This window comes from Aquabacter sp., assembly GCF_965279295.1.
Classification (GTDB): Bacteria; Pseudomonadota; Alphaproteobacteria; order Rhizobiales; family Xanthobacteraceae; genus Aquabacter.
In genome coordinates, this window is record NZ_CBDIHQ010000012.1 from 1 (window position 1) to 12,304 (window position 12,304).

The 12,304-nt window shown below is 69.1% G+C and carries 6 protein-coding genes; 3 read left to right on the forward strand and 3 right to left on the reverse strand.

The annotated features are described in order from the left end of the window. The first annotated feature begins 444 nt into the window (after positions 1-444). The 3 genes from ADADO0_RS05525 to ADADO0_RS05535 all read left to right on the forward strand — a co-directional run bounded on the left by ADADO0_RS05525 (position 445) and on the right by ADADO0_RS05535 (position 7,248). Complete coding sequence (locus ADADO0_RS05525) at positions 445-1,701, forward strand: hypothetical protein (RefSeq protein ID WP_511304106.1); 1,257 nt, start codon at positions 445-447, stop codon at positions 1,699-1,701. After that, on the forward strand, positions 1,589-5,629 hold the full coding sequence (locus tag ADADO0_RS05530; protein ID WP_511304107.1) for a beta strand repeat-containing protein: 4,041 nt from the start codon (positions 1,589-1,591) through the stop codon (positions 5,627-5,629). Before ADADO0_RS05525 ends, ADADO0_RS05530 begins: the two co-directional genes overlap by 113 nt. Before the next feature lie 1,001 nt (positions 5,630-6,630). Continuing rightward, a complete protein-coding gene (locus ADADO0_RS05535) occupies positions 6,631-7,248 on the forward strand; it encodes an autotransporter outer membrane beta-barrel domain-containing protein (protein ID WP_511304108.1) in 618 nt (205 codons plus the stop codon). Between the two features lie 6 nt (positions 7,249-7,254). Here ADADO0_RS05535 and glgA read toward each other — a convergent pair whose 3' ends face one another. Genes glgA through glgB form a run of 3 tightly spaced genes read right to left on the reverse strand, consistent with a single transcriptional unit; the run spans position 7,255 to position 12,299 of the window. Continuing rightward, positions 7,255-8,709: a glycogen synthase GlgA gene (gene glgA / locus ADADO0_RS05540; protein WP_511304109.1), complete on the reverse strand. Its 1,455-nt coding sequence runs from the start codon at positions 8,707-8,709 to the stop codon at positions 7,255-7,257. A 13-nt stretch (positions 8,710-8,722) separates the two neighbouring features. Beyond that, positions 8,723-10,021: a glucose-1-phosphate adenylyltransferase gene (gene glgC, locus ADADO0_RS05545; RefSeq protein ID WP_511304110.1), complete on the reverse strand. Its 1,299-nt coding sequence runs from the start codon at positions 10,019-10,021 to the stop codon at positions 8,723-8,725. Positions 10,022-10,064: 43 nt separating this feature from the next. Then, positions 10,065-12,299, reverse strand: a complete 2,235-nt coding sequence (glgB, locus tag ADADO0_RS05550; RefSeq protein WP_511304111.1) for a 1,4-alpha-glucan branching protein GlgB — start codon at positions 12,297-12,299, stop codon at positions 10,065-10,067. Positions 12,300-12,304 lie beyond the last annotated feature (5 nt).

A 12,304-nucleotide genomic window follows, 5' to 3' on the forward strand; every position in this document is an offset into this window, starting at 1 on the left:
CAAGCTCCACCACCACGACCGGCGCGCAGGGCGGCGAACTCCAGGGCGGCGTGACCTCGGTCGTCGGCGCTGGCACCGTCAACCAGGCCACCAATTTCGCCTCCACGGTGGGCATCAGCCAGCCGACCGCCAGCAGCGAAAAGCCCAGCAACGGCATCGCGGCATCGCTCTCCATCGGCGGCTATGCCGGTGCGGGCGGCGATGGCGAAATGGTGAAGGTCATATCGAGTTCGTCCATCACCACCGTGGGCACCCTGGCCTACGGCATCTTCGCCCAGTCCATCGGCGGCGGCGGCGGCAATGGCGGGTCGAGCAGCGCCAATGCCGACGGCTCCTCCTATGCGGCCTCTGTCAGCCTCGGCGGCGGGGGCGCCGGCGGCGGCGCCGGCGGCGAGGTCGAAGTGCAGGGCACCGGGAAACCTCCAGACCCAGGGCGCGCAGTCGGTGGGCATCTTCGCGCAATCGGTGGGCGGCGGCGGCGGCAATGGCGGCTCCGCGCAGAGCAGCGCCACCGGTGGGCAGGGGGCGATGACGTTCGGCCTCGGCGGCTCGGGCGCGGGCGGCGGCACTTCATCTGAGGTGAGTGTGCTGTCCGGTACCTCAGGTGTCGTGACCTACGTCAACACGCTCGGCGCCTCGGCGGCCGGCATCTTCGCGCAATCGGTCGGCGGCGGCGGCGGCAATGGCGGGTCGAGCACGGTGGCCACCACCGTCTCGTCCTCCTCCAGTTCGTCGGCCGGCAGCAGCGCTTCGACCGGCACGCTCTCTGGCAGTTCCAGCGGCTCGTCAACCTCCTCCAGCGCCGGCACCGACAGCAGCAAGGCGCAGGGCAGCCAGGCCGGCAGCGACGGCGGCACCGCGCTCGGCATGAGCATCGGCGGCGCGGGCGGTTCCGGCAGCAGCGGCGGCAGCGTCTATGTCACCAATTATGCGGCGGTGGTGACCGGCGTGGACGTCCTCGGCGGTATCCTCGTGACCGTGTCGCCGGACAATTCGCCGGCCATCTTCGCGCAATCCATCGGCGGCGGCGGCGGCAATGGCGGGTCCAGCACCTCCAACGCCACAGCCAGCGAGAACAGCGTGTCCCTCTCCTTCGGCGGTTCCGGCGCAGGTGCCGGCTCCGGCGGTCTCGTGCAGGTGCAGACGCTCGGCAGCCTTCAGACGGTCGGCAATAATTCGAGCGCCGTGTTCGCCCAGTCGGTGGGCGGCGGCGGCGGCAATGGCGGCGCCTCCTCGACCACCACGGGCAATGGCGGCACCATGTCGCTCGCGCTCGGCTTCGGCGGCAGCGGCGACGGCGGCGGCGACGGCGGGGCCATCACCGTCATCGTCGATCCGGGCTATAGCGGCAGCATTTCGACCCAGGGCACCCAGTCCTACGGCATTTTCGCCCAATCGGTGGGCGGCGGCGGCGGCTCCGGCGGCTCCTTCACGTCCGCGGCGACTGCGAACACCAGTTCCAGCAGCGGTTCGGCGTCCTCTTCCGGCTCCGCGAGCGGCACCTCGGCCTCCACCTCGTCAGGCGTGGCGCTGGCCATGGGCTTCGGCGGTGCCGGCGGCGGCGGCGGGTCTGGGGGCACCGTGCTGATTGAATCCGACGCTGCCATCCCAGACCTATGGCGATCAGTCCACCGGCATCTTCGCCCAGTCTATCGGCGGCGGCGGCGGCGCCGGCGGCTCCTCCACCACCAATGCCAATAGCGGCACCTTTGCGCTGAGCTTCGGCCTTGGCGGCACCGGCGGTGAGGGCGGCACCGGGGGCGCGGTCACGGTCACTCAGACCGCGAACACAAGTACGGCCGGTGCCAGCGCCTATGGCATCTTCGCTCAGTCCGTCGGCGGCGGTGGCGGTGTCGGCGGAGCCTCCAACGCGACCACGGCTGGGGGCGGCGATGCCTCCCTCGCCATGGCGCTTGGCGGCACGGGCGGCAGCGGGCAGACCGGCGGCACGATCTCCGTCACGGTCAAGGGCGTGACACAGACGAGCGGCTCCGGTGCGACGGGTATCCTGGCCCAATCCATCGGCGGCGGCGGCGGGGCGGGCGGTGCCTCAACCACCAGCGCATCGAACGGCACGGTCGCCGCCACGCTCGGCCTCGGCGGCAGCGGCGGCGAGGGCAATGGCGGCGGCGCGGTCACGGTGGGGGTCTCGAATTCGACCGTCACCACCGGCGCAAACGCTGTCGGCATCATCGCCCAGTCCGTCGGCGGCGGCGGTGGCGTGGGCGGCTCCTCCACCAGCACTGCCGGGGGCGGGACCTATACGCTCGGGTTCAGCCTCGGCGGCTCTGGCGGGACCGGCGGGACCGGCGGCGCTGTGACGGCCGATGTGGATGCGCCGGTCAACACATCCGGCTCCGGCTCCTACGGCGTTCTCGCCCAATCCATCGGCGGCGGGGGCGGTGCCGGCGGCGCCTCCAATTCCACCACCTCCAGCGGCACCGACGCCACCGTCAGCATGACGCTCGGCGGCTCCGGCAGTTCCGGCGGCACGGGCGGCGTCGTCACCCTCAGCTCCGCCTATGGCATCACAACCACCGGTGCCAGCGCCACAGGCATCATGGCTCAATCCATCGGCGGCGGCGGCGGCGCGGGCGGCTCCTCAACCAGCAGCGCCAGCGGCGGCACTTATGCGCTGGGCTTCAGCCTCGGCGGCTCCGGCGGGTCCGCAGGTTTGGGCGGCGGGGTCACGCTTGATCTGAGCGGGAGCATCCAAACCTCCGGCAGCAATGCTTACGGCGTTCTCGCACAGTCGGTCGGCGGCGGCGGCGGCGCGGGCGGGGCATCCAGCAGCACCACCTCCGGCGCGAGCGATACCAACCTCTCGCTTGGCCTCGGCGGCAGCGGCGGCACCGGGGAGACCGGCGGCATCGTTTCCGTCACCATTGCGGGGGCGACCCTGACCAAGGGCTCCGGCGCCACGGGCATCGTCGCCCAATCCATCGGCGGCGGCGGCGGCGCGGGCGGCTCCAACACCGGCGCTTCGTCGGGCGGCACCGTGTCCGCCACGCTTGGCCTCGGCGGCACCGGGGGCAGCGGGAATGACGGCGGCGCCGTGACCGTGCAGCTTTCGAACACGCTCCAAACCGAAGGCGCCAGCGCCTATGGCGTGTTGGGTCAGTCGATCGGCGGGGGCGGTGGTCTCGCCGGGTCCTCCACGAGCAGCTCCAGCGGCGGCGGCGATGCCTCGCTCGCTTTCAATCTCGGTGGTTCGGGCGGCGGCGCGGGCAATGGCGGAAGCGTCACCATCACCTTCGGATCGAGCGCGAGCCTCTCGAAGTCCATCGAGATCCTGACCGAGGGCACGAATGCCTACGGGCTCGTCGCCCAATCGATCGGCGGCGGTGGCGGCGCCGGGGGCGCTTCCAATTCCTCCACGTCCGGCTCCGGCGACGTGAACGCATCCTTCGCCATCGGCGGCACCGGCGGCAACAGCGGCGGCGGCGGCACGGTCACCGTCAACAGCTACAGCCCGGTGGGGACACAGGGCACCGGGTCCATCGGCATCCTGGCCCAATCCATCGGCGGCGGCGGCGGCGCGGGCGGCTCGAGCAGCACGAATGCCTCCAGCGGTACGTTTTCCGCCGGCCTCAGCCTTGGCGGCGGCGGCTCATCCGGCGGCGACGGCGGCACGGTCAATGTCACCGTCGCGAACGTGTTGCAGACAACGGGCGCGAACGCGACCGGCGTGCTGGCTCAGTCGGTGGGCGGCGGCGGTGGCGTCGGCGGCGCGGCGGCAGGCTCCTCGACCGCGGGCGGGACGGCGTCCGCCACCATCGGGTTGGGCGGCACCGGCGGCCTCGGCGGTGATGGCGGCACCGTCATCCTCGATCTCGGCTCCTCAGCGTCCTTCAGTCTTCAGACATTGGGCACAAACGCCTACGGTGCCGTCGCGCAGTCGATCGGCGGCGGCGGGGGTGTCGGCGGCTCATCGAACAGCAACGCCTCAGGCGCCGGCACCGTCAGCGCGGCCTTGGCGCTCGGGGGCACCGGGGGCAGCGGCGGTCAGGGCCAGGCGGTTCAGGTGACGACCACCTCCGCCCTGGAAATCTATACCCTCGGGGCTGGTTCCGTCGGCCTGCTGGCGCAATCCATTGGCGGTGGCGGTGGGGCGGGCGGCACGAGCAGCACCCTCGCCTCCGGCTTCGTCAATGAGAACGCCGTCGCGCTCGGGGTGGGCCTCGCGCTCGGCGGCACGGGCGGCGATGGCGGCAGCGGCGGCGCCGTGACGGTGGACAATTACGCGGAGACGGTCACGCAGGGGATTTTCGCGACCGCCGTGCTCGCCCAGTCCATCGCGGGCGGCGGCGGCGCTGCGGCGGGCGTGACGGACGTGTCCGGCAGCATCATCAACGCCTCCGTCAACATGTCTCTCGGCGGGTCCGCCGGCGCGGGCGCGGATGCCGGCCAGGTGACCGTGAACAATTACGGCAACGTCCACACCACCAACGCGGATTCCTACGGCATCGTGGCCCAGTCCATCGCCGGCGGCGGCGGCCTCGGCGGCAATGTGATCACCGGCAACGGCACGACCGCCCTCACCACCATCTTCACGGCGGTCCTCGGCTCCACCGACACCTCCAGCGGCGACGGCGGCGTCGTGAACGTGTTTGCGGGAAGCAGCCTCCAGACATCCGGCGACAGGTCGGTCGGCCTGCTGGCGCAGAGCCTCGGCGGCGGCGGCGGCGTCGTCGTGCTCACCGCGCTCGATCAGGCGAGCAGCGCGACCTCCGGCAACGGTCACGCTCGGCGGGTCGGCGGGCGGTGGCGGCGGCGCGGTTTCGGCCAGCGCCACCGGCGCGGCCGTCTCCACAAGTGGCACCTTCGCCCATGGCATCGTCGCGCAATCGATCGGCGGCGGCGGCGGTATCGCGAACCTCCAGGTCGAAAGCCTGACACTCGGCGGCAGCAACGGCGGGGCGGGCGGGAGTGTCACGGTCTCGACCAGTTCCGGTTCGATCACGACCACCGGTGCAGCGTCGATCGGCATCATCGCCCAGTCCATCGGCGGCGGCGGCGGTATCGGGCATGTCTCTTCCTCCGCGACCTTCGCCGGCAGCGGCGCATCGGCCGACGGCGGCACGGTTCAGGTGACGGTCGGTGGGGCCATCTCCACCTCAAACACCAATGCGGTGGGCGTGCTCGCCCAGTCGATCGGCGGCGGTGGCGGCGCGGCGCTCACCAACAACCAGGACATCACCTCCACCACGCCAACGGGGAACGGCACCGGCGGTGCCGTGACGGTGACGGTGAACGCCGCCATCACCACCACAGGCGCGGGGGCGGACGGCGTCATCGCCCAATCGGCCAGCGGCGGCGGCGGCCTGGTGATGGACGGCACCGACATGGTGCTGGTCTCCGGCAGCGCCGCCACCGCCGGCAAGGTGACGGTGAACGCGAACGCCTCCATCACAACTTCCGGCAGCGGCGCCACGGCGATCCTCGCCAGCGGCAATGGCGACCCTATCATCAATGTGGCTTCCGGCGTCGCCATCACCGGCGGCATCGGCGGCATCGCCATCGACAGCACGGGCGCCGAGACCTTCGTCAACACGTACGGCACGCTCGGCACCGCGGACGGTCCCCGAGGGCCTCGCCATCAGGAACAGCGGCGGCTATGCCGTGGTGACGAACGGCGGCACCATCAACGGCAATCTGGCGCTCGCGTCGGGTCAGGCCAATACGGTGGCAGAACCTCGCCACCCGGCACCATCATGGCAGGGTCCTTGCTCGATCTCGGCGGGCCCACGGGCACGCTGACCAATGCCGGCACGTTCGGCAGTGGAACCAGCGCGCTCGGCGCCACCACCATCGACGGCAATCTGGTGCAGACCTCCACGGGCGTGCTCGTGGTGCGCACCGACCAGGGCGCCGGCACCTCGGACCGGTTTGTGGTCACAGGCGCGGCCAGCCTCTCGGGCACCGTGCGCGGCGTGGTGTCCAATCCGAGCCTCGCGCGGCCGGGCAGCTATGAGACGCCGTTCCTGGTGGCCAATGGCGGGCTCACCACGTCCGGCCTCACCGCCACCGGCGACACGGCGATCCTGAGCTTCTCCCTGTCGGGCAGCGGCTCGGACCTCACGCTCGGCACCCGCATCGACTTCACCCCGGCTGGGCTGACCCAGCGCGGGCAGCTGCTGGGCGATCTGATCGGCGCGATCCAGATGCGCGGGTCTTCGCCGCTGTTCGAGCTGATCCTGCCGCAGCTTCTGGCGGTGACCTCGGTCTCCGGGCTGGGCACGGCCTATGACACCGTGGGCGGCGGGGCTGTCTCGCTGGTGCCGATGGCGATGATGAACGCGGCGTCCGGCTCGATCGCCAGCATCACCAACCAACTCGACCGCTGGCGCAATGGCACAGGCCTCGCCCCGGCGGCGCTCTCCTACGCCGCCGCTGATACGGGGGCGGCGACGCCCGCCCTCTCGCGCGCCATGTGGGCCGCCCCCACGGGCAGCATCACCACCGGCGGGGGGATTTCTGGCTCCACCATCGGCGGCTCCATCGGCCTTGATGGCGAGCTTCCCGGCCTGCCGCTTCTTCTGGGCGCGGCGGTGAATTATTCCGACACCCAACTTTCTGCCGATACCTACGGCGCAAGTTCCTCGACCAGCTATGGCGGCTTCAGCCTCTATGGCCTCTACCAGGCGGGCCCGGCCTATCTCTCGGCGATCGCGACGATCGGCTACGGCAGCGCGAACTTCGACCGGAACCTGTACGGGCTGGGCCTCAACCTTGCCACCTCGTCGGGCTTCCGACGGCACGGTGTTCGGTGGCCGGATCGAGGCAGGTTACAGCCTGCCGCTCTGGTCGAGCGGGGCGAGCCTGACGCCGTTCGTGGCGTTCCAGCCCATGGGGCTGTGGCTGGGTTCGGGCGCGGAAACCTTCGTGGGGCTCGGTCCGGGGCTGAGCTATCAGTCCACCACCATCACGGCGCTGCCTCTCTATCTGGGGATCCAGCTCGACGGGATGTGGTCGGGCAGCGACGGCCGGAGCTATGCGCCGTTCCTGCGGGCAGCGTGGATGCACGATTTCAGCCCGAACCGGGATGTGCCGCGCGCCTTCGCGGAATTGCCCTCCATCAGCTTCTCGTCCAACGCTCTGCCGACGGTGAGCAACGCGGCCGACATCCATGCCGGCATCCAGTTCATGGCGGGTCCGAACGTCTCGCTCTCCGCGAGCTTCGATGCCCAGCTCGCCGACAGCTATTCCACCGTCGGCGCAAGCGCTGCTCTGCGCATCAGGTGGTGAGGGTCATCACACCGCGCGCGCCTTGAGACCCTCGCGATACAACGCGGCATAGCGCCGGGCGGGGCGGGACCAGGAGACGTCGGTGGCCATGGCGTTCAGGCGCAGGCGGTCCCAAAGGGCGGTGTCGGCGTGGAGAGTCGCCGTGCGCCGGAGCGCGCTTTCGAGGGCGAGTGTCGTCGTGGGCTGGAAGCGCACGCCGGTGCCGACGCCGCTCGCCACCGCCATCTCATTGGCATCCACCACCGTATCGGCGAGGCCACCGACGCTGGCGACCACCGGCAGCGCGCCGTAGCGCAGGGCGCAGAGCTGGGTGAGCCCGCACGGCTCGAAGCGCGAGGGGACGATCAGGGCTTCCGAACCTGCCTGGATCAGATGGGCCAGTTCCTCGTCATAGCCGATGATGCAGCCGATCCGCCCTGGATGGGCGGCGGCGGCGTCCCGGCAGCCCTGTTCCAGCGCCCCGTCACCGGCGCCAAGCAGGGCAAGCTGGCCGCCGGTGCCGATCAGCGTGGGGATCGCTTGCAGAAGCAGGTCGAGCCCCTTCTGCCAGGACAGCCGGCTGACCACGCCGAAAAGCAGCGCGTCGGGATCCGCCGCAAGCCCGAACCGCGCCTGTAGGGCGGCCTTGGCGACGGCGCGCCCGGCCAGCGCGTCCGCCGAGAAAGGGGCCGGCAGGAGGGGATCGCGGGCCGGATCCCAGACCGTGGTGTCGATGCCGTTGAGAATGCCGCAGAGGTCCAAGGCCCGAACCCGCAGCAGCCCGTCGAGCCCCATGCCCGCGTCCGGCCCAAGAATCTCCTGGGCATAGGTGGGGGAGACCGTGGTGATCCGGTCGGCAAGCTGGAGGCCCGCCTTGAGATAGCCGATGGAGCCATAATATTCGACCCCGCCGACGCTGAGGGCATGCGCCGGCAGGCCCAGCACCCGCAGAAGGCCGGCATCGAACTGGCCCTGGAAGGCGAGGTTGTGCACCGTCATGACCGTGACTGGCCGCGCCCCGCCCTCATAGGCGAGATAGGCCGGCGCGAGTCCCGCCTGCCAGTCATGGGCATGCACCACGTCCGGCCGGGGCAGCGCGGTGCGCCCCATGCCGATCTCCGCCGCCGCTCGGGAGAGGCCGGCAAAGCGAAACGCATTGTCCTGGAAGTCCCGGCCATCCGGCCCGGTATAGGGATTGCCCGGACGGTCGAAGAGGTGCGGCGCGTCAACCATCACGAGGTCGAGCCCGCCCGCGCGGCCAGCGATCAGGCGCGCCGGTGCGCCGAACAGATCGGCGAACGTATGGACAATCTTTCCCTCGGCCATCGCCGCCACGACCGCGGGATAGCCGGGAACGAGGGTGCGCACCGCCACCCCCTCCGCCGCCAGCGCGGCCGGAAGCGCGCCCACCACGTCCGCGAGCCCCCCGGTCTTGATCAGGGGAAATGCCTCCGAGGCGACCGAAAGAACCGAAACCGTCATAAAAGCCGTTCCTTCAGGCCAGCCGATCGATCATCGCCTGGGTAATCAGACTGACGCCATTGGCGGTCCGCCGGAACCGCTTGGCGTCCTCTACCGGGTCTTCGCCCACGACGAGCCCCTCCGGAATCCTCACCCCGCGATCCACCACCACATTCTTCAGTCGCACCGATCTGGCGACTTCCGCATAAGGCAGGATCACCGTGTTTTCGACGGCTGAGAAGGAATTGATATGCACGCCGGTGAACAGCAGTGAGCGCCGCAGCGAGGCACCCGAGATGATGCAGCCGCCGGAGACCAGGGAGGAGATTGCCTGCCCCCTGCGCCCCTCCTCGTCATGGACGAACTTGGCCGGTGGCGTGATCTCGCCATAGGTCCAGATCGGCCATTCGTGCTCATAGAGGTCGAGATCCGGCACGATGTCGGTGAGGTCGAGATTGGCCTCGGCATAGGCATCCACCGTGCCCACATCGCGCCAATAGGGCTGGGCCTCGGACCCGGAGCGCACGCACGAGCGGGAGAAGTGATGCGCCACCGCTTTCCCGTGCTCGACGATATAGGGAATGATGTCCTTGCCGAAATCGCGGGCAGAGCCCGGCGTGTCGGCATCCCGGCGCAACTGGTCGAACAGGAAGTCGGTGTCGAGCACATAGATGCCCATGGAGGCCAGGCAGCGGTCCTGCGAGCCCGGCATGGTGGGTGGATCTTGCGGCTTCTCGAAGAAGGCGATGATGCGGTCTTCCGCATCCACATGCATCACCCCGAAGCTTTTCGCCTCCTCCTTGGAGACTTCGAGGCAGCCCACCGTCACATCGGCACCGGAATCGACGTGCTGTTGCAGCATCAATTCATAATCCATCTTGTAGATGTGGTCGCCGGCCAGAATGACCATGAATTTCGGTTCGTAATCCTGGATGATGTCGATGTTCTGGTACACGGCATCGGCCGTGCCTTCGTACCAATGATCTTCCGAGACCCGCTGAGAGGCGGGGAGGATATCGAAGCTCTCGTTGCGCTCCGGTCGGAAGAAGTTCCAGCCACGCTGGAGATGACGGATCAGGCTGTGCGCCTTGTACTGCGTCGCGACCCCGATGCGGCGAATGCCGGAATTGAGGGCGTTGGAGAGTGCGAAGTCGATGATCCGGCTCTTGCCGCCGAAATAGACCGCCGGCTTTGCGCGCCGGTCGGTCAACTCCATCAGCCGAGAGCCGCGCCCTCCTGCCAGCACATAGGCCATGGCATGGCGTGAGAGCGGGGCCTTGGCGGCGGCCTTCGCACTGTCATGGAGGCTGATCCGGCGTTCGGCGGTCGACATCCTCGCGTCCTCCTTCGGGCCGGCATTGCGGCCGCTCTTGTTTCTAACCTTCGATGCCCGAACTTTCGGGGTCGTATATGAACCAGACGGTCGCCAGCGGTGGCACCATCAGCGAGGCCGAGGCGGGCAGGCCGTGGGAGGGGTCTTCCCGCGCCATGATCGCCCCGAAATTACCGACGCCCGATCCGCCGTAGACGGTAGCGTCCGTGTTCAACATCTCCCGCCACCGGCCGGCCAAAGGCAGACCGATGCGGTAGTCCGGGCGCGGCACCGGCGTGAAGTTCGACACCACCGCCACCGGCGGTGTTCCCTCCGCGCCGAGGCGCAGGAAGGCGAACACAGACTGCTCCCGATCATCCACAACGATCCAGCGGAAGCCGCGTTCCTCGCAATCGGCTTCGTGAAGTGCGCCTACGGTCCGGTAGCCGTGATTGAGGTCGCGGACCAGCCGGCGCAGCCCATCATGCAAGGGCACGCCCAGCAAGTTCCAATCCAGAGCCTGCTCGAAATTCCATTCGCGCCGCTGGCCGAACTCCTGGCCCATGAACAGCAATTTTTTGCCTGGGTGGCCCCACATGAAACCGTAATAGGCCCGGGCGGTGGCGAACTTCTGCCAGTCGTCGCCGGGAATTTTCTCGATGATGGAGCGTTTGCCGTAGACCACTTCGTCGTGACTCAGGGGCAGGACGAAATTCTCCGAGAAGGCGTAGAGCAATCCGAATGTCAGCTTCTGGTGATGCCATTTGCGGAACATGGGATCAGTGGACACGTAATCCAGCGTGTCGTTCATCCAACCCATGTTCCATTTGAAATCGAAGCCGAGCCCGCCTGCGCCCACCGGCCGTGAGACACCAGGCCAGGTGGTGGATTCCTCCGCGATGGTCAGCGCGCCGGGGCATTGCGCGCGGATCAGCGCGTTCAATTCCTTGATGAAGGCGACGGCTTCGAGATTTTCATTGCCGCCCCGCGCGTTAGGCGCCCATTCCCCGGCTTTGCGGGAATAGTTGAGGTAGAGCATCGAGGCCACCGCATCCACGCGCAGGCCGTCCACATGCATCCGCGTCAGCCAGTAGAGTGCGTTGGCGGCGAGGAAGTTGACCACCTCGCGCCGACCGAAATCATAGATCGCGGTCTTCCAGTCGGGATGGAAGCCCTTGCGCGGGTCGAAATGCTCATAGAGCGCGGTGCCGTCGAAACGGGCGAGGCCGTGATCATCCACGGGGAAATGGGCCGGCACCCAGTCCAGCAGCACGCTGAGCCCGGCCTGATGCGCCCGGTCCACGAGGCGCGCGAAACCATCCGGCGCGCCGAACCGCGCGGTGGGAGCGAACAGGCCGATGGGCTGATAGCCCCAGGAGGGATCGAACGGATATTCCGAGACCGGCAGGAACTCGAGGTGGGTGAAGCCCATATCGAGCGCATAGGGGATCAGCGCGTCGGCGATCTCGTCCCAGGTGAGGAAGCCGTTGTCGTCCCTGCGCCGCCAGGAGGCGAGATGGACCTCATAGATCGTGATGGGCGCGGTGCGTGGATCAACCCCCTGCCGCCACGCCAGATGGGCATCGTCATGCCATCGGAAGCTGTCCGTGCGCGTGACCACCGAGGCGGTGGAGGGGCGCAGCTCGCTGGCGAAGCCCACCGGATCGGCCTTCAGCGGCAGCACCGCGTTGTCCGCCCCGACGATCTCAAATTTGTAGACCGAACCCGTACCGACGCCGGGCGCGAAGATCTCCCAAACGCCGCTGGAAAAGCGCCTGCGCATCTGGTGGCGGCGGCCGTCCCAGCCGTTGAAGTCGCCCACCACTGAAACCCGCAGGGCATTGGGCGCCCGTACGGCAAAATGGACGCCCTCGACACCCTCATGGGTGAGCGGATGGGCACCCAGCTTCTCATAGAGATGCTGGTGGGTGCCCTCGGCCATCAGGTGATCGTCCAGCGGCCCAAGCACCGGTCCAAAGCCATAGGGGTCGTCCAGCAGCCAGTCGCCGCCCCGGTTGGCGCAGCGCAGGCGATAGCGAAATCGCCCGTGGCGTCCCCGGGCCATCCCTTCGAAGATGCCGGCGTCATGGACGCGGGTGAGGGTGGCGATGACCGCCCCGTCGGGCTCCTCCGCCGTGACGGTTTCAGCATGCGGCACGAAAGCCCGGATCGTCGTTCCGCCCGCGCGCTCATGCAGGCCCAGCACGCCGAAGGGATCGTCATGCCGCGCCCCCAGGAGGCCGTCCAGATCTTCCGGGCGCGCCGTCCAGACCTCGTTGTCCCTGCCGTCCATCGGCATCGGCA

Coding starts and splice junctions, on each gene's coding strand:
- glgC (WP_511304110.1), bottom strand. CDS start 10,021: ATGTCGACCGCCGAACGCCGGATCAGCCTCCATGACAGTGCGAAGGCC.
- glgA (WP_511304109.1), bottom strand. CDS start 8,709: ATGACGGTTTCGGTTCTTTCGGTCGCCTCGGAGGCATTTCCCCTGATC.
- ADADO0_RS05535 (WP_511304108.1), top strand. CDS start 6,631: ATGGCCTCTACCAGGCGGGCCCGGCCTATCTCTCGGCGATCGCGACGA.
- glgB (WP_511304111.1), bottom strand. CDS start 12,299: ATGCCGATGGACGGCAGGGACAACGAGGTCTGGACGGCGCGCCCGGAA.